We start from the raw sequence: 26249 nt of genomic DNA on the forward strand, positions 1-26249 counted from the left end.
AAAATCTCCTATCCCTATACGTTTACAATGCTGCAATTTTTTCGTTCATGTACAAAACTGATAATGTCATCGACTTCTTCCTGCGAATCTGCATTAATCGCATAAAATTGATTTCCTTGGAGTTCCGCAAACGCATCTGGCATGCGCTGTTCAAACTTCACACGGTCTCCAAATCGTTCATAAATAGCATTTGTATCATGTTTATACTTATACGCATCACGCTGTGTTACACCGACACAAAACTGGTTTTCGGCATCGGAATCCTTAAATTCTCCTCCTGTCACAAGAGAAGCATACTGAGCAAATAAATCAATGGAGTACGCGAAATTGTACATATCAATCGTGTAGCCGCCAGCCAAGCGGTTATTATATTCAAGTGCAACATAATCCCCATCTTCTAATTTAAAAAACTCAATATGGAAAAAGCGTTCTTTCATGCCAAAAGCTTTCACAATCGCCTTTCCATAAGTTTCGAGCTTTGGATCAATTTCTTTTTGAATCACATAAGCTAAATCCAACTGACCCTTAACGAGTTCCAGAGTTGGCACATTATATGTAAAGCTTGTTTGGAAAACAATGTTCCCTTTCTGATCCACTAAACCATCAAATGTACAAAGTACGCCTCCTTCGACATATGGTTCTAAGAAGTAAACTTGTGCTTCTCCCCATTCTTCTTCAAAATGACGTACAGCCGCTTCTGAACTTAATTTAAAGGTTGCAGCTGATCCAACTCCATTATCCGGTTTAGCGATAACTGGCAGTCCTAATTCATCAATGGCTTTAGATAACTCCTTTTTAGTTTTAACGATTCTTCCATCTACAACATGTACATCTGCTTTTTTAAACAGCTTCTTCATTTCAGATTTATATTTAACTTTTTTCAAGTCATTCGTTTTATTGCCGTACACGTTAAATTGCTCACGCAACTGCGCATCAAGTTCTAACCAGTATTCGTTATTGGATTCAATGCGCTCAATTGGACCATGTTTATAAAATAAAAATGCAACAGCACGTTTCACTTCATCTACATCTTCTAAATTATTCACACGATAATATTCTGTTAAAGCGTTTTGTAATTCGGAACCTAATTGGTCATATGGCTCTTCGCCAATTCCTAAAACATTGACACCTGCGTCTTTTAAACGATGAGCAAATGACTGAAAATTACCTGGATAATATGGTGATATCAAAATATAATTCATAAAAAAGCTCCTTTCTCAATGTCGTAAAATTCATTACTTTCACAACTGAAGTGCAATTACTTCATTTTAAAAAAGATGTAATATTACAAAAACATTAAAAAAAGTGATAGATTCCTCCCATGATCTAATTCAGTCAAATATAATTATTCAGTTCATTCAAGACCACTTCTCACTTAAGAAACGTAAACATTCTGGCAGGTGTTTTGCCCAAGCTTTTTCATCATGTTCTTCATCCGCAAAAATATTTAAACGCATGCTATCAATTGGAACAGAGCCTTTTATCAGTTGTTTATAATACTTAAGCGAGCAATCGATATATGCCTGCTTCATATTACCATACATCAATTGTTGATCGGCATCATCGCCTTCCTGAGTCCCAACTTGAATGTACACGCGTTGTTCAGGATCCAACTCTTCTCTAGCAATATAACTGTCAAAGGATTTACTTGTAATCCAATTGGCTAAAGAAAAAATGCCTAAACCACCAATTTGCTCTTTATATTCAATACCCATAAAAGCCGAAATATTTCCTCCAAGTGAACTACCAATCATCGCTGTATGATATTTATCCGATTTAGTTCGGTAATGCTTATCGATAAACGGCTTCACTACTGTCATGACAAATTTAGCAAACTCCACGCCTCTTCCGCCTAGTTCATTATCTTCAGGAAGTAGGCTTTCAGTAATTTTCCAAGGCGTATATTCATTAATTCGATCTTGTTCAGCGTTATCTATCCCAACAACAATCATCTGCGGTAAATCGGGGTTTAGAATAATTGCTGGAATAACTTTCCATGAATACCCGCTATAAGCTTCACTACTGTAGAAAACATTTTGTCCATCATGCATATAGACAACTGGATAATTTTTAGCCTCATATTTATCATAATTTTTCGGCAATAAAATACGCACGCGACGTTTTTCATTTTTATAAGACATATGTAATTGATGTGTTTCTAGTTTTAAATAAAAATAGGATTGATTCATTTTATCTTCCTCGCTCCTTTGATATTACATTAAATATTGGAAATTTTACTTTAGAAAAATCCAACTGCTAAAGTTCTTCTAATGAATAAATGTTTGATAAATATAAATCCCACTGGGCAGATATATCTTCAATAACTTTATATATATTGCTGTTATAAAAATTATAATCATCCATATATTTCATATAATATTTATCACAACAATTACAAATTTGTTACTGCTATTTACTACACCCAGCAATAATTCAACTAAATTTCATTATTTAACTCTAAGTCAATCTCAATAAACTTTGATTCTGACCAACTGCCTACATATTTGTTCTTGCACACCAGTTACCACCTCGGTCTGTTAAATGCAATTTGTAATTAATTCAACGTAAATAAATTAGATTCCTTCTTCAACAAACCTGCCCGTTAGTTTAAGTAAAAATCTTCACAACCCCCTCTATATTGATATAAAGGTTCTGGTGCAAAGATAAAATAAAAGAGAATATAGCGCATATATTTCTAGCAGAATTGTATTTTATGCTGTTAGTCCAAACAATTGATGGATGAATTTTTTCTGGTTTTGAACAGACTGATCTCGTAAATCAATCTGTTCTTTTTTAATCATATGCATGGCTTCAACAGCACGATACAGATACATCCACCTTTTACTTTGATATATGTTTCATCGACTCTCCAAGAATCATTTGTTTGTTTGAGGTGACGACGGATTCGTTTGTCCAATTCAGGACCATACTGATGAACCCAACGCATAATCGTTGTATGAGAAATGGATAAACCCCGTTCTTCTAGCATTTCCACCAAATCACGAAAACTGAGATTGTACCGTAGGTACCATCTTACCGTTAACAAAATAATATCAGGCTGATAATGCTTCCATTTGAATACATTTTCCTTTTCCATACCAATCACGCACACTTTCTAAAGTAATAGTAACAGTATGTCCAAGATTTATAGATTCATTGCAATTGTCCTTAAGTTTTTGCACCAGAACCAAAAATAATAATTCCTTATTCAACTAACGCATGCATTAGTTGAACAACCTAAGGCTGCTTCGGTAGCCATTTTTTCGTACCAACTGGCAATTTAGTTTTCAATATGTGAAAAGGGATTTCTAAGTGATTAATTGAATATATATTTATTGTTTACTAATTTTTGGGAGGCTCCTTTATGGGAGATAAGCTTTACTGTATTGCTATCAAGTTCTTAATGAAGAAAGACTAGGAGCTTCGCACGGTTCTATAATAACTTATAGTGATGCTGTGACGGGATCTCCTGTTAGTGAGATAGGGTATTTTTTAATTTATTTATTATGGTAACGTACCCGAAGAGGTTGATATGGTGACATATCAACAAACTGAGGTGGTACCACGAAATTGCAACTCTCGTCCTCAAGAATTATTTCTTTTGGGTGAAAGTTTTTTTTATTATATAAGTTTCATTCTGTCATAATTTAAAGTTTTCGAGAGGAGAAATAATATGCATCCTATTTTATTAGATGTTCCGTTACAAATAGAAACAGACAGACTAATTCTTCGAGCACCACTTCAAGCTGGTGACGGGAATGTAGTATACCAAGCTATTAAGGATTCAATTAATGAGTTAAAACAATGGTTGCTTTTATTCCAGTCAATTCCTACTGTTGAAGAAACGGAAATTATCCTCAGAAATGCCCATATAGATTTTTTGAAAAGAGAAAGCTTTCGCTATCTTATCTATCATAAGGATACTAATGATTTTATTGGAACTGCTAGCCTTCACGGAATTAATTGGAGGATTTCTAAATGTGAAATTGGATACTGGATTAACACGCAATTTAGTGGCAATGGATATATGACAGAAGCAGTAAGTGAGTTAGCAAACCTTGGATTTCAGTTACTCAAATTTAGAAGGATTGAAATACGATGTGAATCTAATAACACTAAAAGTCGTACGATCCCTGAAAAACTAGGTTTTGAGCTTGAAGGGATATTACGTAATGAAGACCTTTCAGCTGACGGTAAAAAACTAACTGATACCTGCATCTATGCAAAGGTAAATTAGATTAAAATTTTAATACTCAATTGAGTCTGTGTACATAGTTTATTCCCCTTCTAATCCGTTATTGTGATTTCTTTAGAACTATAGTACATCAATATGTTTAAAATGAAATGTACTGAAATCGTATATTCTATTAAAACAAGAAGATTTACTTCTCATAGTAATAATGTCAGTATTATATACAAATGTTACAATCATTTTACAAATAAATTATTTTATGAAGTTATAAAATTAGGAGCGTACATATTAGACATATCTAAAATGTACGCTCCTTTTGTTTACTAGTGGCTCACTTATCTAACCTAAAGATAAGTATGTGGTCCTTTTACAATTTGAATTTATTTTTAAGCTTCTTATATTTTCTATACGAACGTCTAACAATGTTTAACATGAAATACGGTATTTTAACAGGGAAAGGCAATTTATAAATGAAAGGCAAGTAAAATGTAAAATATGCCTTTTCTAGGTCTCTCCATTTACTATCTTCTTTTGTTTTTAAGAAATCAGATACATCGACTACATATCCCCTTCCGTTTTCCATCATCACATTTTTCCCGTGAACATCACAAGGAGTTAATCCTTGTTCCCTTGCATACTCTATAGCTTCATTGATATCAAGGATTACCTGCTTAGGAATTTTAATCCCCTTATGAATAGCATCGTATAAGGTAATTTCTTTTAAACGTTTCAATACTATGAAATTTCCCCCTTTATATATAAGCTTCGAATAAGAAGGATGATTTCCGATTCTTCGGTATACTTCTGACTCTTTTTCAATTCCTTCTCCTTCTCGCGCGTAAACTTTCACTACCCAATCTTTGTATTCTTTGTGCATAAATACTGCGGCATAATTACCTGTCCCTAAACACTTCCAAAGTCTAGGAATATCTTTAACTACTACAGGCTCGAATTCATCCTCACTTCTTATGCTTACCTCTTTTAATAATTCGTCCTTTATCAATCCCACAAAACTATTTATACTCATCATTCCCACTCCGGTTTTGCTAAAAGGGGTCCCACCCCATACCCATCAAGTTAAAAAGTACCTTCTTCCCTAATACGAAAAAATGAGCAGACTTCACTAAGTAACTAACTTTAGAGAAATAAATTTTTCATTTAGGGGGGTACTTCAAAACCTTAAAATGGATATTCTACGCAAATATATATACTATTGATAATACAATATGTTATGTTAGCTTCACATGATTATTTTATACAAAAACTCAGCAAATACCATTACAAAAAGTGTACAATCTACATTTATTAATAATATACAACTTATACAAGTTGTTCAATGAAGAGTATTCCGCAGATAAAATTGACTGTTTTAATCCAGATACTTTAAATAATTTAATCCCCTATACTCAAGGAGTTAACGAATGGATTGGATTATTTTTTGTCGGAAGAAATAGATTAGCAGATGGAGAAAGCACTGGGTGCACTTCATATGTACCGATTGTTCAGAATGGTGAAATAACTGATTTTCAAGCTAGTATTGTTGTCACTGATGAAGCAGATTATTTGTTACTTGCACATGAAATCGGACATGCACTATTTACTAGAATAGTAGGGAACAATATAGAAAGCATAGCACCTTGTTGTCCAAATGATCCTACAGGTCATAGTAACGTAAAAGATGATCTAATGCTTCCGATAGTACCAGCCATTCCTAATCCTATTCTCACACAAGAAAAGGTATAAAAAGCTCTGCAAAGTCCTAAAGCTTTTTATGTTCAATAATTAATATAAAAAAGAGGACAAGAAAATTCTTACTTCACAATTTTCTCTACTTATCAAGTAACATTAATAAATGAGGTACCGTCACATTCTCATAAAGCTAAGGTTCCACACTATTCGTTAAACAAAAAAGACCGTATCACTACGGTCCTTTTCTCTCTTATACAAACACTATGACTGTGTAACTTTATTAGAAACAAGTAATTTTTCAATACATATAGGTAACATATCTAATAGCGTTTCAAATGCATAATTTACGTCCAAACGCTCCGTCCATTGATGTGCATCTTTTCCTACCGGCCCCATATTTAATACTGGAACGTCAAACTCTTCTAATTCCTGAAGTGGAATCGAATAACCTTTATCCCATAATGGCATATTGTCTACGAGAGAACTCATTGAATCCAATGGGTTTTGTAAGCCTACATAGCTTAAATCTGAAATTCCTCCAAAATAATTTTGATTTTCAAATGTAATGCTATGATTATAGTGGGCATACTTTTCCATTTCTACAACTACCTCTTTAATTAAAGGATTGTTGCGTGAACTCACAGCTGGATAATACGGCGGCGCAAAGAAAAGTACAATCATCGGAGCCTTTTCTTTACATAAGATAGCTAGTTTATCTACTAAATCAATAGTTACCGCACGATCATCTTTATCTTCTCTATTTTTTATAATATCGGATTGAATTTCATCTATTTTTCCTTGCCCATGTTGTTCAATTGCATACGCGATAAGCTCTTCATACGTTAATACATTTACTTTGAGATTCGGCGGTATGAACGGATTATACTTAGAAAAATGATACGCGCGCTCCTCATACGATTCTTCGATTTTCTCTGCTACTTTCGTTACCTTTTGACGTAACAATGAAACTACATCTGTCATCGTTTTTTCTAGTAAAAACAAGTTAAATAATGTGACTGCACGATGAGGAATTTGTACAGAATAATCCTCCTTTAAGTCTCTTTGAAGCAAGTTAGTTGGTGGAGGACTCGCTTCACCATCTACAATATCACAAAGGTCAGTATTCAACTCTAATTCAGCTGTTAATAATGCAGCCATATAGCTCCCATTTAATCCTGCAAAAGGTTCGCCTACATGTGTCTCTTTACCATAGCAAAGGAAACCAGGTAACACCTTACCAATAGAACCAGTATAAATATACTTATTTTGGTCACCAGGATGCCTTGAAAACATAGGCTCTGAATTTAGGACTGTTTTATACTCTAAGTCATGTTCTCTTGCTAAATCTAATAATCTCGGAACAGCAGCTCTCATCCCTACAGAGTTCACTTCTTCATCTGGAACAGCCAATAAAAGAACATTCCCATCAAATTTCCCTTCACAAGCTTGCTCAACCATCGCCATTTGTAAAGCTAGACCACATTTCATGTCCATCGTTCCTCTACCAAATAGCCAATCTCCTTGCTCTATATCTTCACGTACGTGATCTGGTAGCTCATCTTTATGAGAATAAAACATTGATGTTAATTTTTTAGGGTTAAATGCATCTTCTTTCCACACTCCATAATCTTGTACATCTACAACATCAAAGTGACTAACAAGAATTACGGTATTTTTCGTACTATCACTTTTCTTTACTAGGGCTGTAACAAAATATCGTCCATCCCCTGTCGGATTTTTTTGCAAATGATGCGGATTTTGTTTGAAGTACTGTAAGTCAGATAATTGTTCTACAACAAAGTCTGGCAAAATAACTTCAGCTTCTGAACCTGTAATACTAGGAATTTCAACAAGATTGCTTAATAATTGCACTAATTGTTCTTTTGATTGCCACTTTGACATATAAATCCCCCTATTTTTCCGCATTATGAAAAACAATTCCAATATATGAATAAAAAATGACGACAGCTATCAAAATTATAATTCTGATGTACTGCCGATTTTTATTGATATTTCATGAGCAGCTTGTTTTACCTTACTAATAAGAAAAGATAGTCGATCATCATTAATGCGATGACTAATCAATCCGATACTTAATGCTCCTACTACTTTATGATTAAATCCTATAATAGGTGCAGCTACTGAAGCTGTCCCCTCTGTTTTTTCACCATAACTCACAGCATATCCTTCATTTCTTATTTGCTTTATTTGATCGAAAAGAATTTGCTTTTGTTCTGGTAAAGAAGAAAGTAAATGTTCTACAATGTGTTCCATTTCATTCGTGTTCATATTGGCAAGCATCGTTTTATTTGCGGCGCCAATTGAAAGTGGAATCTGTTCCCCTAAGTTATCGATAACTCGAATTTTTAAAGGGCTATCAATTCTTTCAATGATAATAGAATGTGTTCCATTTGGAATGTTCAAATAAACACTTTCTTCAACTTCAGAGGCCAAACGCTTCATCACTTCTCTTGCAACAGATCTGTAGTCTACCTTCTCCAATTGACGTAATCCTATTTCCATCCACATTGGCCCAATCTTGTACTGTTTTGTTTCTGAAATTTGCGTAACTAACCCATGCTCCATCAAAGAGTTCAGTAACCTATGTACTGTACTAACCGGGAGATGTGTTCTATCAGCTATATCAGAAATAGCCCAATACTCTTTTTCATTTGTAGAATTCAGTAACTTAATAATACTTATCGCTCGATCAATGGACTGTACCATAACTCGCCTCAACTTTACTTGTAGTATGTTTAGCCTAATTAACTATCAATTTAACAAAAATTCAAACTGAAATCAATTAATTTATTTAATTTTCTAAAAATAGAGATATAACACTATCAAAAAAATGAAAACGCAAACAAAAAAATATTGACTTTTCTTTTTAATTATCTGAAAATTAGAACAAGATTTCACATCACGGAATACATTCCATAATACGGAAAACATCAATTTTCATACTACCAATTTTGAAAGTGAGGAAAACAATGACGCAAGTAAACAATTCCAACAATGAATTAAAGCGCACGATGAAAAGTAGACATTTATTCATGATTGCACTCGGTGGTGTGATTGGAACGGGGTTATTTAACGGATCTGGTTATATTATAAGTCAAGCTGGACCTGGTGGATCAGTGCTTGCCTTTATGGCCGGTGGATTATTAATGTATCTCGTTATGCTATGTCTTGGTGAGCTTGCTGTAGCAATGCCTGTTTCAGGTTCTTTCCAGGAATATGCAACCAAGTTTATTAACCCTGCAACTGGGTTTACAATCGGATGGTTATATTGGTTAAGCTGGGCAAACACGACCGGACTTGAATTTACAACTGCTGGCATTACAATGCAACGCTGGTTTCCTGATATTCCCGTCTGGGTTTGGTGTTTAATATTTGGTGTTACGATATTTACTATTAACGCATTATCTGCTCGTAGTTATGCAGAAACAGAATTTTGGTTTTCAAGTATTAAAGTATCTGCCATTATTGCTTTTATTATCCTCGGCGGCGCCGCTATGTTCGGTTTTATTGACTTAAAAGGAGACGAACCAGCTCCGCTATTTTCAAATTTCGTAAATCATGGTGGTTTATTCCCAAATGGACTTGCCGCTATTCTTTTAACAATGGTTACAGTCAATTATTCCTTCCAAGGTACAGAACTTGTTGGAATCGCAGCAGGTGAAAGTGAAGATCCAGCGAAGACTTTACCTCGTTCTATTAGAAATATTATATGGCGCACGATGTTTTTCTTCGTCTTAGCAATCTTTGTTCTCGTGGCTTTAATTCCATGGGAAGAAGCAGGGTTAACAAAGAGTCCGTTTGTTGCTGTTTTTGATAATATGGGTATCCCATATGCAGCTGATATTATGAACTTTGTTATTCTTACTGCTGTTCTTTCTGTCGCAAACTCAGGACTATACGCGGCAACTCGAATGCTTTGGTCGTTATCACAACACGAAATGGCTCCAGCCTTTTTAAAGAAATTATCATCACGAGGAATACCTTTAAACGCTTTAATCTTAACGATCTCTATTTCTGGTTTTTCACTTTTGACAAGCGTTGTAGCTGCTGAAACGGTTTACTTATGGCTTATTTCAATTTCCGGAGTCATTACAATCATCGTTTGGATGTCAATTTGTGTTTCTCAATTCTTTTTCCGTAAACGTTATTTGGCTGAAGGTGGAAAATTAGAAGACTTAAAATTCCGAACTCCACTTTATCCTCTTGTACCAATTCTTGGTTTTGGATTGTACGGCATTATATTAATAAGTCTTATCTTTATCCCAGAACAAAGACTAGGAATCTATTGCACTGTACCATTTATTATCTTTTGCTACACCTACTATCACTTTAAGATTAAGAAAAGGATTGCTAATAACACTCATACAGAAACTAAAATTAGCGAAACTTCGTAATACTATGCTTAAAAGCCCGCACATTACTCTTACTTAATGTACGGGCTTTTATCATTTCTTCATTCATTTTCCCAGAAACAGTTCCCCTATTTTTTCTATACTATTGAAAGAAGTATTTATAGGCGTTTTGGATTGTTCAGGCGAACTTTGAGTTGAAGAATTATCCTCAAACGAGTCAGTATTGTTATACTCCTTTGCTCGGACTTCAATTGTATCTTGCTTTTGTTTCTCAAATTCTGCGAAGGATGATGTCGGTATCGTTAATATAGTAAATGCTACACCAGCAATTATGATTTTTTACTGTTCATAAGTTGCTGATTTTCCTTACTATTCCTTTTTTGTTTTGATATATTAAATACATACTACGTCACATTAAAAATTAAAAGACAGACAGGAGTTAAATACAATGATAAAAGGTTTCGGAGGAATATTTTGGAGAACTAAGAATCTTGATGTTATAAAAAAATGGTACAGTGAAGTGTTGAAGATTGAAATAGAAAATTGGAATGGGACTGTGATTAAACCCGAATTAGGAACTGCGACTATCTTTTCTTTCTTTACCGAGAATGACAGTTATTTTCCAACAGAACAACAAGTGATGTTAAATTTCCAAGTACATAATCTAGACGAGACTATTCAGCATCTTGAACATATTGGTGTACCTCTTGAAAAGAAAGAAGAGATTAGTGAATTTGGAAAGTTTATTTGGATTAAAGATCCTGAAGGGCGATTAATTGAACTTTGGGAGAAATAGCGGATTATAATCATTTGCTATTAAGCTAACAGCTGCTTTAGTTCAACAAATAGCGGGATAAAAAAAGTTGATTCCTTTAAAGTGCACCTCCGATTGTTAGAAACAGTCTAACAATCGGAGGTGCACTTTTTTATAGATTAAAACTTCTTAGTGTTATCCGTATTTTCCTGATTCTCCCCCTTATAGGGATTGATTATCAAAATGATTATATTCATTGGATAATGCTTATTTACTCTAAAAGTTAGAATTAGAACCGATAATGACAGTAGCATCCAGTTCCTTGTTTCTAGCCACTTTCGTGGTAAGCCCAGCGCCAGCAAAGATTTTAAAGGCCTCGGGTGCCTGAACTTCGCTCGTCTCTATCAAAAGATGTCCATCCAAAGCTAACCAGAGTAATGCTTCTTCTGCCACTCTTCGCAGAATATTAAGGCCATCTTTACCTCCGTCAAGCGTCACATTGGGTTCATGTAGGCGTGCCTCCCGGGGGAGAAACTTTATTATTTCGGTAGGAACGTAAGGTACGTTCGCAACTAGGATGTTTACATTGCCCTTAAGTGAGTGGGGTAGAGCTTTATATAAGTCACCTTCAAAAGCATGACCGCCAAAATTCGTTACATTGCGACTAGCGCATTGTACTGCGATGGGGTCAATATCAACAGAATACAATTCAATTCGTCCCAAAGCCGCTGCCAGTGCTGCACCCACAGCACCTGACCCACAACATAAGTCAACAATGATATCGCTAGAACGTGACAACGCCTCTGTTTGATGAACAAGGAACTCGGTACGTTTACGCGGTACAAAAACGCCTCGATCCACTTCTACTCGTAAACCACAGAACTCCGTATATCCAACAACGTATTCCAGAGGTAAACCGTTGACTCGCATTTCTACCATTTTCATAAGGTCCTCTGGAGTTAGTGCCTCTGAAATAAGTAACCGGGTCTCATCTTCTGCGAAAACACAACCGGCGCTCCGAAGCTTGCTAACTATATATTTTTCCATTTTCATATTCAAAAAGAAATTTGTTTTATTCTCTATATTATCTCACCACTTTTGATAAAGTTTGTTTGTAATTCAGAATTCGTTAAAAATAGCTGATATCCTTCTTAAAGGGTATTTAAAATATTGACTCGTAGCAGCGTCCATTCTTACAAATTTTTGCTGTTCTAACATGTACATTAAATACAGTATTTTACTTCAGTTTCCGTTCTACGCAGGAATTATGGGGATGATGATTGGAGTAAATAGTGAAGGGCTTTCGCTTGGAGGAGCTTTTTCTACTTTCTTTATTAGTATTTCCAATGAAACTACTTTCCCGCTATTTGCCAGGCAGTAAGACTCCCATCTCAAAATTCGGCTGGAGAAAAGCAGCTAGGTAGGAGCTCAACTGCCCGTAAATGCCCGATTGGTGAAGGCTAATAATCAGTAGGGGAAGAACCCCCCCACTGATTAAAGTTTCACTTTATTTCCCATGCAATTTATAATCGTTTCCCACTCTATCTCCGTAAGATTTAATGACTCAAATGCAAAAAAATCTTCACATACTTTTTCAATCAGATGTGGATTTTCCCTCAAGAAATTCCATCGTAATACTTTAGGAAGAAAATGTATTTCATATTCTTTGCTTCCTCGTACTACCTCATCAACTTCTCTTTCACAAATCCCTCTTATTAAATAATCATTTCTTAATTGCATCTGAATTTGTTGAAACGTTTCACTACACTTCTTCAATTGGACTAAACACGTAATATACGTACGAAAAAGTTCGTCATCACAGTTGCAACACTTTATAATACGATCAATTTCATTCATAATGTACGAGCCTTTTCTTCTATAAGTCCTTTTTGCACATGCTCTAAAATTGCTGCGTTAAAGCTTGAAAGACTAGGGTGAGCGTATATAATTAGTACGTTCACTACAAAGCAACTCCCCTCTACAGTTAAATCTTCCCTTTCTTTAACATCTTCTCTACGATTTGTACATTTTTCGAACCTTGTAACAAACGATTTAATACTGTTAGTAACTCTTCTTTTTCTAAACCTTTCAGTTGTTCTTTAACTGTACTCTCACCAGCACCTTGAATGTCATAAACAACTGCCGCCATATGCTTACAAAAATTTTCATAAGGACACTCGCAGCTACTTTCTGTAAAATCTTCAAGATCAATAATCACTTCATAGTTTCCTGCATTTCCAGTAACGAAAGCAAATACTTTCTTGTCGTGTATGTCAACATCTTCTACATGTCCCTCTTCATAATATTCATATCCTCTATCTATAATGTACTTTGGAATCCATTTCGTTATATCTTTTAATAAGTAAGCGTACATAACAATACCTCTTCCTTTAATTCCCTTTTGACTTCAAAAAACCTGCATGTTATTCTAATAACTGTCAAGTAGCGAGTCTACGTGACAAAACGACTGACACCTATTCGGCGAAGGTGTCTCTTTTCATTTGCAGCCGATATGAAGTGCCTCTTTCAGGCACATTCAATCTTTGACACTACACACTCAACACCATTCCCTGTATCAGGCTGCTTTAGCAGTCTTTTACACTACATACTTCAAAAAAAAGAGAGCTTAGCTCCCTTTTCCCGCTTTATAAAATACCCCTTTTTCAGCATAGAGATATTCATCATCAGCTAAAGTAATTTTCCCATCCAGTTTGAGTTCATCTAATAGTCTTGATAAATAAAATTGATGTAACATTTTTTTAGTGAATTTTCCTTCATGATGCGAAACGATATGTTCTTGAATATCTAACAATGATATTGGCTTATCTTGCTCTATCATATATTCATAAACTGTACTACGCAGTTTTACGTATTTTTCGAGTGTCACAGTACTTCGCAACCCCTTTCTTCTTATTATATGTTTTCGTAATCGGTTTTTTTGCAACAAAAAAACCTCTCCGATAAGAAGAAGTTACGTATATCTTCGTCTTATCTCCCAGAACAAATATGTTCTGCTGGAATTAGCACCTGCATCGCGGTTGCTGGGTTTCATCGGGCCAGTCCCTCCACCTCTCTGGATAAGAAAATATTCACTTTAAATTTAACTATACGTAATTTTATTATAATTGTCAAATAAAGTGAAATTTTAATCAGTGGGGAGTGGTCCATCCCCTACTGATTATTAGCCTTCACCAATCGGGCATTTATGGACAGTTAATCTCCCACTTCGCTGAATTTTGACATGGACGTTTTACTGTCCGTTAATGCGGGACAAATACAACAAATTATATTTTCCTCCTTGAATGTTCATACTATACATATATGAACATTCAAGGAGGATTATGAAATGCATCAAAACGCCCGCGGATATGTACAAGATTCTTTTCAATCATTACAAGAAGCAAAACATTGTTTAGAAGAAGCACTTCAGACCGTTGAAAAAGATTTTAATCGCGCACGTATAGAGCAATCCCTTTACGCTGTAGAGCAAGCATTACAAAGATGCGATTATACCGTTCATATTTTAGAACAAGAATGAAAACTTCCCATCAAAAGATGGGAAGTTTTTTTCAAATGGCATACTTCATCATTATTACCGTTATTATTAAAAAATATACAGAATTAACAATTTCTAAAATCCCTACTTTTAATATAGAAATCTTTCTACCGTACAATATAATTGCTCGAATGACACTTGGTACGAATATAAGAGAACACCATGGATTGATAGTAAATACGATTACCGTTAATACAATATGATATCCCCAAGATATAAAACGATACTTCGGATTATTTTTTTCACGAATCATCGTTTTCACATAAAACGTACTTCCTAAAAAATATAGAAATGAAATAAGCGCAATGAATACTGCTGTTTTATCGATTTGCTTCATTGAAAAATAATAACTTATTAAACCACCTATACAAAACACTATAATCGCGCAAATGTCATTTAGTAATGCTCGTTCATTTTTTTGACGAGCGTAATACATATTTACAATAAACAATGGAAGCATTAATACTGCGAATAAAACAATTCGCCATTCATATAATAAAGAAATCATCCCAAATACGAACGCAATGATAGAATACACCATTGCAGTGTGTAAAAATTCTATTTTCCGTCTTTGCCTTATGTACATGAGAAATGGATACGTAGCTAGATAGATAAAGAACCAGGCTAAAAACAGTGGGATATGATAAAAAGTAGGGTTCCCAAGTATGACACTTAATAAAAATGGTATGACAAGCATCGCCCATGCTCCATGCTGCTTCGGAATAACTAACTTCATTAACTATACACCTCCCTTTTGAAAGCAATTCTCAACTACTATTATACAAATAATTTCATATAATAACGGATGTATATTGGATCTATTTTTTGACAATAAAAAATGCTTCTTACAATGTGTAAGAAGCATGAAAGAGGCAAACGAATATGTAAGTCGCGACCCTACCTTATATGAGTATGCTTTTCTATGTCACCTTATGCTCATCTAATATACCGTATTTCTTTTTAAATCTTGTGAGGATCGTAATCCATGACGTACTAAATAACAGAAGGAAAATAACATTCGATATCGCATGACTAAGATCGAAAGAAAAACTTGCGACATAGTAAGCAATAACTGTTTCCCACGTTGCTTCCTGTATAAAACCAAGAAGCCCCCAGAAATTCATAATCCATCCAAATAGAAACCCAACAACGAATCCGTACAACAGTCTTCCCCACAGCTTTTTCATTAAAAATGTATTACGTAATAGCCCAGCTATAAACCCGATCATGCCCCACGAGAACATTTGCCACGGAGTCCACGGACCTTGTCCTAAAAAAATATTAGATACAATAGCCGCCGTTGCCCCAATCATAAAGCCAGTTTCACTTCCAAAAACAATTGCAGAAACGATAATAACAAAGGAAGTCGGTTGTACACTCGGTAAAATAGAAAATGGTACCCGGCTAACTGCTGCAATCGCCGCTAACACAGCAACGATAACAATTTCACGTGAAACAAACGCCTTCCTTTCAAAACGGACATAGAAAGGTAACATAATGATAGCTAATAAAAACAAACTACTTACCATGTAATAACCGTCCATAATAAGAGTCGTAAAAAGTAGTGTACATATTACAATAGCAAAAATAAATATTATAAATGCAACATATCGTTTGGACACGCTTCGTACACATCCTCCCACGTTAATGCAAATGGCAACTCTCTACGAATGAATCGATTAATAGATGTTGTATAAAAGAAGTTACCACTAAAGAACTCTTTCGGTGCATCATTCATAATGACTTTCCCGTCAAATAACATCATACATTGATCAACGTATTTCGCTGCAAACTCAATATCATGCGTTGCCATTACAATTGTTGTACCTTCTTTTTGCAACTGTTTAAATAGCTCTCCTACTCTTTCCTTTTTCCATGGATCTAGTCCCTTTGTCGGCTCATCCAGTAATAATAAAGTTGGCTTTGATAATAATGTTGTACATAATGCAAGTAGTTGTTGCTCCCCGCCGCTACAATCATGCGGATGGCGCTCTTTAAGCGAATCTAACCAGAACTTTTCCAACATTTCTTCTGCTATTACTTTTCCCTCTTCACCATATAATTCACGAGCACGCTCATAAACTTCTTCCCATACTGTATCAAATGTAAAATGATAGTACGGATGTTGCGATACGTACCCTATACTTTTAAACCGTTCTTTTGAATCAATTTTATGTATCACTTTTCCATTCCACTTTACTTTACCTCTTCTAACTTTTTGTAATCCTGCTAAAATCGTTAACAGTGTAGACTTCCCCGTTCCGTTTTTCCCAACGAGAGCTGTCCATTTTCCTTTTTCGATGTTCACTGTTAAATCTCGTAAAATAAGCGGACTATTTTTTTCATATTGAAAAGATATATGTTCTGCACTTAAAATTACTTCTTGCTTTTCACATTGTTCTACATGCCTATTCCTATATGATATCGCTGAAAAATCATTCATTTTCATTTGCGCTTCTCGCACTGTAAATGGAATATCTTCTACATTCCACTCTAAAAACAATCTTGGAATTTGCGGAATGAATGGACGGAACTTTTCTACTCCCCACATGTTCGCTATCACACTTTTAGGAATATCATCGTAAACAATTTTCCCCTTATTCATACAAACGACACGAGTCGCTAGCGACATCACTTCATCTAAACGATGTTCACTTAAAATAATCGTAATTCCAAGTTCTTCATTAATACGCTTTAACAATCCTAAAAACTCTTTCGCAGCAATCGGATCTAGCTGCGCTGTCGGTTCATCCAGTAATAATAGCTTCGGCTGCATGACTAATACTGCTGCTAAATTTACTAGTTGTTTTTGACCACCAGATAAAGTATGAACAGATTGATGTAACAAATCTTGAAATCCTAAAAAGCTAATGAGTTCCGCTATTCTTTTTTGAATAATATGTGATGGTAGCCCGATATTTTCTAAAGAGAATGCTAATTCTTGAATAACTGTATCCATAACGAGCTGATTTTCTGGGTTTTGAAATACCATCCCAATTTCTTGTGCAGATAATAAATCAGGTACTTCCTCTAATAAAATTTCATCATAATATGTATGTCCAGAACGCGTGCCAATTGGAAGTAACTCCTTTTTGAAATGCTTTAATAAAGTTGTCTTCCCAGAACCAGAACCACCAGCAAGTACTATAAATTCTCCTTTTTGAACAGAAAGAGAAATATGCTGTAACGCGTATTCATTTTCATCAGCATATATAAATGATAAATTCTTTATTTCTGCATGCGCCACCATATCCATTCCCTTCCTTCCATTACAATCGGTAAACTAATAAACATCATAAATAGGAAAAACATCATTCCATCGTATTGCTGGAACAGTATTGATTCCACTTTCGGATAAATAATCAATTTCCCTCCACCATAATAACTAAATATGAATGAGGTTATAAATAGAATACTTAAATAACTTAGCGTGTACCAATCGCGTCTTTCCATTCTATATCGAATATAAGTCGTACGCTTCGTTACACCAAATCCACGAGCTTGCATAGAATCTGCTGTTTGTAGTGCATCTTCTAACGAACAAACTAATAACACTTGCAGTAATTGCATTCCATTTCTTATACGCTCAATGAGTGAACCTGAATCTAATTGTACACCTTTCGTTTTTTGGACGAGTGTAATTTTCTTTAACCGCCTAATAAACAAAGGAACAAACCTCACTGTAATCATCGTTAACAATGCTACTTTCGGTGAAATTCTTGAAAATAAATATAAAAATTTATGACTCGAAATAATATCGTTATAAGAAGCAAACGTAAACATAATTGCAACTAATAATAACCCCATAACAAGTCCATACATACAGGCCTCAAGCTTAATCCGGCTATCTCCTAAATGAAATAACGTAGTCGCTCCTCTATGTGTTAATAAAGAGTTAAATAAAATAACCATCAAAAAGAACACGATAGTACTAGGTAGCATCTTTCTTATTTTCTCGCCATTCCCTTGTACTATATTTAAAATTACTATTAGTATAATCGCTCCAATTAAAAAAAGAGGATGAAGACACATCATGCATAGTATCATCACCCCAATATAATAGAAAAAATTCACAAAAGGATGTAAAGAAGAAAAGCTTATTTTCATAGTCCTTTACCGAAGATCCTTTCTTAATTTAGTATACATACACCCATTCGATTGTATCTCCTGGTTTAACTGTAACTACACCAGCACTACGGTTTGGAAACGATCCGTTCACTCGATATTTCCAGCCGCTATTATCATTTACATCTTTTTCATATAAGTTTTCAATACCTTTTACATAAACTCCATCTTTAGAGCCCATTGCATCAACATCTAATCCTGTGCTCTTTAACACACTATACACTGTGTCACCTTCTTGTACATTAACCTTTTTCGCACCTAATAAGTATCCTTCATGTCCTTTGACAGAGATTGTTACTTGTTTCGGTTGCGGCTCTGGTTTTGGTTCTGGCTTTGGTTCTGGCTTTGGCTGTGGCTGTGGCTGTGGTGGAGCTGGAACAGTTACCTGTTGCCCTTTATTTGGATCTTCTTTTTGTTCCTGCTTTGGTGTTTCTTTCGGCTGATTCACAACCTTCGCTTCTTCTTTTAATTCTGTTGCTTTCTGCTGCTGAGGTTTCTCCTCTTGTACTTTTTGTTGTTCCGGTTGTTTATTTGCAGCAGGCTGTTCCTTTGGCTTCTCTTCTTTCTTTACTTCAGGTTGTTCCTGCGCTTTTTCTTCTTTTGGTTTCTCTTCTACTTTTTGTTCTTGTTTATCTTTCTGCTCTTCTTGTTGTTTCTGCTCCGGTTCAGCTTGTTTCTCTTCCGGTTTCGGTACATCTTTTTGTTCTTCCTGTTTCGCTACTTCTTTTTGCTCTTCTTGCTTCGGTTCTGCCTTCTTCTCAGGTTTTACAGCCGCTTCTTCACATCCGGCTAATAATCCCAATGAAAGAGCTAAAGAAATGAACCATTTCATCTTACTCATGCTGCCCCTCACCTTTCATAATAAAGTGAAACTTTAATGAGTGGAGATTTTGTTCATCTCCACTCATTATTAGCCCTCACCTTTTATAATAAAATTAGGAGCAAATAATTGCTCCTAATTTTTGTTAAGCTGCTTTACGTCTCCATAATACATATGCAGACGCAATACATAATACACCCATACCTACTTGTGTAGCTGCACTATGAGAAGATGCTCCTGTTTGTGGTAATTGATTCTTATTCTTATTTGTTTCTTTATTAACTCGTTCGTTATCTACAACAACTTTTAGATTTTCATCTTTTGGTTGTTTTTGTAACTCTTCTTGTTGTTTCGGTTGTTCTACAACTTCTTTTTCTTCTACAGTTGGTTCTGGTTCTACAATTGGTTTCGTATCGATTTCATTCTCTACTACATTTGACCAATCATAAATCGATTTTCCAAGCTCTTTAAACTGAAGTAAAGCTAAAAATGCTTGCTCTGTAGCCATTCCGCTACCCTTTTGATCACTTGGTAACCATTTGAACTCACCATTTGGAAGCTGATATGACATTAAATTTTGTACTGCTTTATTAAGATGATTGTGATCTACATCTTTAACTAGCGATAGTCCAATAATTGCTTGTGCAGTACTATTAGAGTTCTCTTGTCCATCAGCGGCAAAACCGCCATTGCCTAGCTGCTGCTTGTATAAATAATCAACAGCTTTTTGGATAGCTGGCTTCACATCTACTTGATCTTGATAAGGAGCTAATGCTGCTAATACCATACTTGTTACATCAACGTTACTAGCACTTTCTTTACTGCTTGAACTATCATACGTCCAGCCACCGTCTGTATGTTGCGCCTGTAAAAGTGCTTGTACTAAAGCAGCTCGATTCCATTTCGCTTCGGCCGGAACCTCATATTTCTTTGTATCTAATGCAAGTAATGTAAATGCGTATCCTGTAACGGAATTCACTTTATCTGATTCAAATAAATGTTGTACTAAATTTTGTCCCTCTACCTTTGTAGGATCTACGTTCATTGCATTCATCATAATAATCGTTCTAGCTAAATCCGTTGCTGAAAAACGATTTAAACGCTTCTTAACCTTTTCTGCTACTGGCTTAACATAGTTTATTTTCGTTTCAAGTGGAACATTTACACCTGAACGAGCAAGTCCAATCGCAACCCAATCACTACCAATTCCATCTTGTAACATCTTTTCTGACGTTTTAGAAATCGCTTCGTTTAATTGTGCTGCTGGAATTTCAACTTTCTCTTGCTTTGGTTGTTCTGTTGTTTTATCTTCTGGTTTTGGCTCTTCTGTTTTACCATCTGGTTTTTCTGGTTTCGGTTCTTCTGGTTTTGGTTCCTCTGTTTTGCCGTCTGGTTTTTCTGGTTTCGGTTCCTCTGTCTTTGGCTCTTCTACAGTTTTACAAGTGCCAAATTTATCTAACGTTTGTTGCAATGTTTCTTGACTCATATTGCTCCAGTCTGCAACGTAACGAAATGCAACAACATCCCCAGACTCTAATTTATAACTATCCGCACCAACTTCTGCAGATTTGTCATTTACATCATACAGCCAACCGCTCGTTGCTCCGGCCATTAATCCATCGATGCCTTTTATATACGTTCCAAATGACATACTTTCAGATGTTACTTTGTCTCCCATGACTTTTTTCAACAAACTAAAAGCTGTTTCTCCATCTTCAATGGAAACTTCTTTTGGACATAACATAATTCCTTTTTGTGATTCACCAATAATTGCAAGTTTCGCTGTCTTTCCTTCAGCAAACGTAATATGTACTGTATTCGCAAAAGAAACAAATACAAGTGCAACTGCCATTAATGATGTAAGCAGCCATTTCTTTAACATTGCCATCCCAAAATTTCCTCCCTTTACTAACATTTACACAAAAAAAGACCCTTTAAGGGCGTGTGATTGACACTCTCTTTTTGTAAGTGTCGAACAAAATGCACAACACCTCCTACCCGCATTATTCGCGGCTATATTTGTATAGGAAAAATAATTCCGTTTATGAACGCACCATTGTGATAACATTCACTTTTCTAGGCAAAATTTACTACCTTTTCAAGTTATCCCGCATTAACGAGCAGTAAGATCCCCACTGATTAAAGTTTCACTTTATCGTAAAACGATAAACCTATACATTCTGTAAATTTTAAATTTCTGTATTATTTTACTATTGACAAAGGATTTTGTCCATGCTTTATCAGATTTATTTTCTAAGAATAATAGCTTAATAAACTTCCATTAATAGAAGTCATCCCTCACTATGCAAGCTTTTATCACTAACAATAATCCCATCTTCATCTACATAAACATATTCATTCGGTTTCCATTCAACCTCACCAAATTGCAATGGAATATTTCTTTCTCCTTTTCCTTCTTTTGCACTTCTATTTGGCATTGTCCCTAACGCTACAATACCAATATTAATATTTTTTAATTCACTAGAATCACGAACATACCCATTTACAATAATTCCAGCTAAGTTTCTTTCTTCCGCAATAGCTGCCAAATTATCACCGAGTAACGCACAATTTTTAGAAGCTCCGCCATCAATAACTAATACTGTACCTTCCGGCAGTGTTTGTAACCCCTCTTTTACTAGTACATTATCATCCTTCACTTTTACCGTTGCGATTTTCCCATAGAATTGTTCTTTCTTTCCATAAGATTGAAAAGACTGGCGACATATTTGTAATTCCTTTTCAAATTCATCACATAGATCGGTAGTTTTCCACATCTCTTTCCCTCTTTTCCTTTTTCTTTTTATATTACATATTCTTGGATTTTTTTCGTTTCCCTGTCTAATGTTGCAATAATTTGTATGTGCGGTGAAAGTCATATACAAATGAAGGAAAATAAAGCTTACCACTTGAAACTATTGCTTTAAGTAAAAAGCTTTATTATACTCCTATGAAAACCATTTTTTCTAGCATAAATATAAGAAGGGATTGATCCTAATGATCAATCCCTTCTGTCAAAGTATAATGTCACTAAAAATCCTTTAAAAATCTTAGTTCCAAATTTTATTTACCCATTCAGGATGATCAATAAAAGGATTGCGATTATGTTGATATTTTGTAAAAATCACTTCATTACGCTTTCGCTCCAAATCATCGACAGGGTCTTGTTCATTCCATTTTAGTAAAACAGATAGTTTCCCCATGTATGGATCTTTGTTGTTATTCACCTTTTCATTTAGTTCTAAGTCTATTTCGCCGTTGTCTCCTTCGTAACGAACAGCCATGTAAAACAGCATTCTAGCGATATCTCCTTTTACACTATCACGAGCTTCCCAAGAATCACTATCATATTTACATTCTGTCGCTTCCGAATGATTCATACCACCATTATCAAAATCCAGATTTCCACGTGAACTATTTACAGATACATCCGTCGCTCTTAAATGATGCAGATCTGTTCCGGGCCCTGCAGCCGTTCCAAAATCACCGTGAGATTTTGCCCAAACATGCTCTCGGTTCCAGTTATCAACTCCTGAACCATTCGTAAATTTCCCTTGCGAACGCCCAGTATATAAGAGCAACACATTATTTTTATTATTTGGATCTTCATCAGTATCTCTTAGCGCTTCCCAAACCGCACTGTATGATATCTTTGTATGATTATCAATAACATTATGAAGTTCCTTCTTTAATTCTAAACCCGTTTTTCCTATAGCGTTATTATAATATGTATCGTCATAGTTTTTTACAGAAATCTCTTGTGCTGAAAACGTATCTACTTGTGAAGATGCAGAAACTACTTCACCATGTATGATATCTGTGAATGATAGAGATGCAGAACCTAAAATAAAAAATGAAGATAGTGTAATCATAGCAAGTTTTGTGTTTCGGAACTTCATATACCCATTTCCCCTTTAAAATACAATTTGAATTGATTAATCAATACATGCTTTCTAAACCCATGAAATCTTTGAAAACTACGTACACGTTCTCTTTCTATATAATAGATAACCCTATTCAGCCTGTATCATTTTCCATGCTTTTGGTTTATCTGCTTTCGCCCCTAAAACAATCCATCTTTTCTCTTTACCATTTTCTTGATAATTTAATGGATAACCGTCTGTATATAGGAAGTATTCATCCGGCTGATTCGGATTTGGATATACTTTAAACTGTGCAGTGTTTGTCTTTCTCTTTGCAAGATGCACCCAATTTGTCATGTTAGAGTAATTTAGGAATACGTATTGCTCATAGTTGGATTGGATCATTTTTAACAATGCACTTTCTCCTTGGTGGAGAATCCCGTTATTATCTTTATCAAATACAAACTGAACTGGTGTGCCATGAACTTTATTATCATCCATTGGATTAGATAATAGTGCATAATCATTAGAAGCATATACTTCAAATGTTAAACCTCTATTTAGAAACTCACTTGGTACGATGTAGTATTTTTTATTTTCTTGTATTGCTTCTCCTTTAGAATCTCTCACTATCGTATTTTCAATTTCTTCAGCTGTCGCATTTCCAACATATGTATTAAACCATAAATGAATAAATCCTGCCGTATTTCTTTGTGCTTTCTCTAAACTCCTCTGCACAGCTGGCATAACTTCTTGTTGCCAAATATCATTGTTTCCTTTATTGTATTGAGATTTAATCTTATCATTGGTAATATTCATGATCTCTGCCTTTGCAAGTTTAGCAGTTTCATGTATCCACTGCTTTGGATCCCCTGAATTCACCAAATTATATTTTCCCTCTCCATCCGATACTTCAAACTGCGTCTGAATTGTCGTCACATAATTTTCAAAAGCACTATGGAATTTTAAAGCACTCATGTCAACAGCTGTAAAATTGGCAGCATGCATCGGTTGAGTCGCATCTGTAAAATAGTGCGTCGCAACACCTAAATAGTAGAAAGCCTGTTTCCAATCATTTTTCTTAAAATAATCACCTGCTAATGTGAAATATTTGTCTCCTTGCGTCAAAGCTGTTGGTTGCTTTTCTCCTTTATAATTCATCTTAGTATCAGGATCGTAAAAGTGGGATTTCCATCCTCCTTTAATTAACCCGTCAATACCTATCGTACCTGTACCCCCATCGTTGAATTCATCCAGATAATCAGCATCATAAAGACCTCTTTCAAATAACTCCTTATATTCAGGGGTATTTAAAAATTGTAGTTCATTTGTTTTAACTGTCTTATCTTGATTACGACTCATAATTTGAATAGCATTTCGTGCAATCCATAAGTGTGTGCTTTCATTAGGATGGTGTGGATGCTCAGCAGACCACCTCTTCACACGTTTGTGCTCTTGATTCTCCTGTTTCATTGCGTCTCCTATTCCACAAGCAGATGCTACTGTTGGAATTGTCACAATGCCAGAAGATATTGCTGTTACAAGAGCCAATGTACATAGTTTCTTTTTCATACTGTTCTCCTAAATTTCAGTTTCTTTAATTACATAAACAATTTTTATTTTCACAAAGAATATTCTTCTCTAGTAAAGACTATTAAAATATTCTCTTACAGTAAAAAGTAGTTTAATGATAACTTATAAACTTCAGTTTTTTTATGCAATTATACATATTTATTGAATAGTTCATAAAAAAAATTACATAAAAAAGCTCATTTCTTATCTTTTTTAAATAAGAAACAAGCTTTTCTTTTCCAACTACTAATCCTAATATAGGTCTATCTGTCTCGAAAAATTTTGTAGTTACTTAATGTTTATGTTGAGAATAGAACTACCTTTATTTACTTATTTATTTGGCATCGAATCGATATACTTTTTAACTACTTCATATACATATTCTTGATTGGCCGCTGCTGTATTTGGATTGTATTTTCCGCCGTTTGTTTTATTGTTAGATAATACTCGAATTCCTAAGAATGGTACGTCATAAGCTTTTGCGATTTGCGCTGCTGCAGCGCCTTCCATTTCTTCAACAGATGTACCGTATTTTGTATGGAACCATTTAATTCTATCCACTTCATTATTCCAAACGTCTGCTGAACCAATCGTACCTTCAACTACTTTACCTTTTGTATATGTGTCTTTTACCGCATTCGCTGCTGCAAGTAAATCCTTATCTCCCTCGTAGTATCGGACCTTCTCAGCATTTGGATCTTCTCCTGCACTTCCTTCAGAAGCCATTAAATCCATAGCAATCCATTTTGTCGGCTCAATTCCTTGATTCTCATCCATATTTGTTGTTTTTAATGACCCGATGTTTGCTACTTGTTTTCCTAAAACGATATCAAATACATTTAAATTTGGATCATGTCCACCTGATGTTCCTTGGTTAATAATCGCCTGAGGCTTATATTTTTCAATAGCTACTGCTGTAGCGGCAGCTGTATTTTCCATTCCTTTACCTGTTTTCGCTACGATTACAGGATAATTATCGACAGTTCCTTTATAAAATACGAAAGTTCCAGACTTTTCTTCTTTCACATTTTTTAACCTTTTTGCAAACTTTTCAGCTTCTATCGGCATTGGCCCTTGAATTAAGATTGGTTTTTGATTGCTTTTTGCCTCAACTTGTTTCGGACTCGCATTACATCCCGCAAGTATCGAGAATGACAATGCAACAGTAGTTACTAGGGCAGCACATTTTTTCAACGTATTCTTCTTCATAAATAATCTCCTCTTTCTCTTGTTGTTTTATATACTCGAGGTTTTGGTCCAAAGAAAAAAGTTCTAGAAATTGTAGAAGAATCTCTACTTTCTAGA

Annotated in this window: 24 protein-coding genes, 3 pseudogenes and 1 riboswitch; of the genes and pseudogenes, 6 read left to right on the plus strand and 21 right to left on the minus strand. The window is 35.0% G+C overall.

Going from position 1 to position 26249, the window contains the following annotated elements; genetic code table 11:
- Positions 1 to 14: 14 nt before the first annotated feature.
- The 3 genes and pseudogenes from QUF93_RS17765 to QUF93_RS17775 form a co-directional block, all read right to left on the minus strand.
- Positions 15 to 1202 carry an ATP-grasp domain-containing protein gene (locus tag QUF93_RS17765; RefSeq protein ID WP_002120811.1) on the minus strand — a complete coding sequence of 396 codons (1188 nt, stop codon included), beginning with the start codon at positions 1200 to 1202 and terminating at the stop codon, positions 15 to 17.
- A 156-nt stretch (positions 1203 to 1358) separates the two neighbouring features.
- Positions 1359 to 2189, minus strand: a complete 831-nt coding sequence (locus QUF93_RS17770) for an alpha/beta hydrolase (protein ID WP_002120813.1) — start codon at positions 2187 to 2189, stop codon at positions 1359 to 1361.
- A 522-nt stretch (positions 2190 to 2711) separates the two neighbouring features.
- Positions 2712 to 3097: pseudogene (locus QUF93_RS17775) on the minus strand (IS6 family transposase).
- 576 nt (positions 3098 to 3673) lie between these two features.
- Between QUF93_RS17775 and QUF93_RS17780 the strand changes: the two are divergent.
- Positions 3674 to 4237 carry a GNAT family N-acetyltransferase gene (locus tag QUF93_RS17780; RefSeq protein WP_289359667.1) on the plus strand — a complete coding sequence of 188 codons (564 nt, stop codon included), beginning with the start codon at positions 3674 to 3676 and terminating at the stop codon, positions 4235 to 4237.
- 322 nt (positions 4238 to 4559) lie between these two features.
- Here QUF93_RS17780 and QUF93_RS17785 read toward each other — a convergent pair whose 3' ends face one another.
- Positions 4560 to 5219, minus strand: coding sequence for a protein kinase family protein (locus tag QUF93_RS17785; protein WP_002120829.1), 660 nt, complete (start codon positions 5217 to 5219; stop codon positions 4560 to 4562).
- Between the two features lie 302 nt (positions 5220 to 5521).
- Between QUF93_RS17785 and QUF93_RS17790 the strand changes: the two genes are divergently transcribed.
- Complete coding sequence (locus QUF93_RS17790; RefSeq protein ID WP_289359668.1) at positions 5522 to 5935, plus strand: M10 family metallopeptidase domain-containing protein; 414 nt, start codon at positions 5522 to 5524, stop codon at positions 5933 to 5935.
- 207 nt (positions 5936 to 6142) lie between these two features.
- Here the strand turns inward: QUF93_RS17790 and QUF93_RS17795 are convergent, their stop codons facing one another.
- Together QUF93_RS17795 and QUF93_RS17800 are read right to left on the minus strand one after the other, a co-directional pair.
- A complete protein-coding gene (locus QUF93_RS17795) occupies positions 6143 to 7783 on the minus strand; it encodes a M20/M25/M40 family metallo-hydrolase (protein ID WP_289359669.1) in 1641 nt (546 codons plus the stop codon).
- A gap of 75 nt (positions 7784 to 7858) precedes the next feature.
- On the minus strand, positions 7859 to 8608 hold the full coding sequence (locus QUF93_RS17800) for an IclR family transcriptional regulator (RefSeq protein ID WP_289359670.1): 750 nt from the start codon (positions 8606 to 8608) through the stop codon (positions 7859 to 7861).
- A gap of 263 nt (positions 8609 to 8871) precedes the next feature.
- On the opposite strand from QUF93_RS17800, the gene QUF93_RS17805 reads away from it, so the two are divergent.
- Both QUF93_RS17805 and QUF93_RS17810 read left to right on the plus strand, forming a co-directional pair.
- Entirely contained in the window at positions 8872 to 10296 is a 1425-nt protein-coding gene (locus tag QUF93_RS17805; RefSeq protein ID WP_289359671.1) for an amino acid permease, read from the plus strand.
- A 406-nt stretch (positions 10297 to 10702) separates the two neighbouring features.
- Complete coding sequence (locus tag QUF93_RS17810) at positions 10703 to 11050, plus strand: VOC family protein (RefSeq protein ID WP_088059384.1); 348 nt, start codon at positions 10703 to 10705, stop codon at positions 11048 to 11050.
- A gap of 234 nt (positions 11051 to 11284) precedes the next feature.
- Here QUF93_RS17810 and QUF93_RS17815 read toward each other — a convergent pair whose 3' ends face one another.
- Positions 11285 to 12055: a putative protein N(5)-glutamine methyltransferase gene (locus tag QUF93_RS17815; RefSeq protein ID WP_289360994.1), complete on the minus strand. Its 771-nt coding sequence runs from the start codon at positions 12053 to 12055 to the stop codon at positions 11285 to 11287.
- Positions 12056 to 12242: 187 nt separating this feature from the next.
- Between QUF93_RS17815 and QUF93_RS17820 the strand changes: the two are divergent.
- Positions 12243 to 12377 (plus strand): annotated as a pseudogene (locus QUF93_RS17820) (TIGR00366 family protein); the annotation flags it as partial.
- A 125-nt stretch (positions 12378 to 12502) separates the two neighbouring features.
- Here the strand turns inward: QUF93_RS17820 and QUF93_RS17825 are convergent.
- The 4 genes and pseudogenes from QUF93_RS17825 to QUF93_RS17840 all read right to left on the minus strand — a co-directional run bounded on the left by QUF93_RS17825 (position 12503) and on the right by QUF93_RS17840 (position 13955).
- Complete coding sequence (locus tag QUF93_RS17825) at positions 12503 to 12865, minus strand: group-specific protein (RefSeq protein WP_289359672.1); 363 nt, start codon at positions 12863 to 12865, stop codon at positions 12503 to 12505.
- A 17-nt stretch (positions 12866 to 12882) separates the two neighbouring features.
- A pseudogene (locus tag QUF93_RS17830) lies at positions 12883 to 12969 on the minus strand (flavodoxin family protein); the annotation flags it as partial.
- Positions 12970 to 12992: 23 nt separating this feature from the next.
- On the minus strand, positions 12993 to 13382 hold the full coding sequence (locus QUF93_RS17835) for an SWIM zinc finger family protein (RefSeq protein WP_002120851.1): 390 nt from the start codon (positions 13380 to 13382) through the stop codon (positions 12993 to 12995).
- A gap of 252 nt (positions 13383 to 13634) precedes the next feature.
- On the minus strand, positions 13635 to 13955 hold the full coding sequence (locus tag QUF93_RS17840) for a hypothetical protein (protein ID WP_234842437.1): 321 nt from the start codon (positions 13953 to 13955) through the stop codon (positions 13635 to 13637).
- A 38-nt stretch (positions 13956 to 13993) separates the two neighbouring features.
- Positions 13994 to 14092, minus strand: a riboswitch (SAM riboswitch).
- Between the two features lie 262 nt (positions 14093 to 14354).
- On the opposite strand from QUF93_RS17840, the gene QUF93_RS17845 reads away from it, so the two are divergent.
- Complete coding sequence (locus QUF93_RS17845) at positions 14355 to 14546, plus strand: hypothetical protein (RefSeq protein ID WP_002120856.1); 192 nt, start codon at positions 14355 to 14357, stop codon at positions 14544 to 14546.
- 31 nt (positions 14547 to 14577) lie between these two features.
- Here QUF93_RS17845 and QUF93_RS17850 read toward each other — a convergent pair whose 3' ends face one another.
- From QUF93_RS17850 to QUF93_RS17895, 10 genes are all read right to left on the minus strand, one after another.
- Complete coding sequence (locus QUF93_RS17850) at positions 14578 to 15300, minus strand: YwiC-like family protein (protein ID WP_289359673.1); 723 nt, start codon at positions 15298 to 15300, stop codon at positions 14578 to 14580.
- A 184-nt stretch (positions 15301 to 15484) separates the two neighbouring features.
- The gene (locus tag QUF93_RS17855; protein WP_088059388.1) at positions 15485 to 16186 is read right to left on the minus strand and encodes an ECF transporter S component; all 702 of its coding nucleotides are present in this window, start codon (positions 16184 to 16186) and stop codon (positions 15485 to 15487) included.
- On the minus strand, positions 16159 to 17820 hold the full coding sequence (locus QUF93_RS17860; protein ID WP_289359674.1) for an ABC transporter ATP-binding protein: 1662 nt from the start codon (positions 17818 to 17820) through the stop codon (positions 16159 to 16161). Before QUF93_RS17860 ends, QUF93_RS17855 begins: the two co-directional genes overlap by 28 nt.
- Positions 17793 to 18671, minus strand: coding sequence for an energy-coupling factor transporter transmembrane component T (locus QUF93_RS17865; RefSeq protein ID WP_289359675.1), 879 nt, complete (start codon positions 18669 to 18671; stop codon positions 17793 to 17795). Before QUF93_RS17865 ends, QUF93_RS17860 begins: the two co-directional genes overlap by 28 nt.
- 28 nt (positions 18672 to 18699) lie before the next feature.
- A complete protein-coding gene (locus tag QUF93_RS17870; RefSeq protein ID WP_289375766.1) occupies positions 18700 to 19530 on the minus strand; it encodes a DUF4430 domain-containing protein in 831 nt (276 codons plus the stop codon).
- Positions 19531 to 19654: 124 nt separating this feature from the next.
- On the minus strand, positions 19655 to 21424 hold the full coding sequence (locus QUF93_RS17875; protein WP_289359677.1) for a DUF4430 domain-containing protein: 1770 nt from the start codon (positions 21422 to 21424) through the stop codon (positions 19655 to 19657).
- A 376-nt stretch (positions 21425 to 21800) separates the two neighbouring features.
- Entirely contained in the window at positions 21801 to 22286 is a 486-nt protein-coding gene (gene rraA / locus QUF93_RS17880) for a ribonuclease E activity regulator RraA (RefSeq protein WP_289359678.1), read from the minus strand.
- A 273-nt stretch (positions 22287 to 22559) separates the two neighbouring features.
- Positions 22560 to 23408: an endonuclease I family protein gene (locus QUF93_RS17885; RefSeq protein ID WP_289359679.1), complete on the minus strand. Its 849-nt coding sequence runs from the start codon at positions 23406 to 23408 to the stop codon at positions 22560 to 22562.
- A 114-nt stretch (positions 23409 to 23522) separates the two neighbouring features.
- A complete protein-coding gene (locus QUF93_RS17890) occupies positions 23523 to 24944 on the minus strand; it encodes a zinc dependent phospholipase C family protein (RefSeq protein ID WP_289359680.1) in 1422 nt (473 codons plus the stop codon).
- A gap of 330 nt (positions 24945 to 25274) precedes the next feature.
- The gene (locus tag QUF93_RS17895) at positions 25275 to 26153 is read right to left on the minus strand and encodes a 5'-methylthioadenosine/S-adenosylhomocysteine nucleosidase (protein WP_289359681.1); all 879 of its coding nucleotides are present in this window, start codon (positions 26151 to 26153) and stop codon (positions 25275 to 25277) included.
- Positions 26154 to 26249: the final 96 nt, after the last annotated feature.

This window comes from Bacillus hominis (genome assembly GCF_030348325.1).
Taxonomy (GTDB): Bacteria; Bacillota; Bacilli; order Bacillales; family Bacillaceae_G; genus Bacillus_A; species Bacillus_A hominis.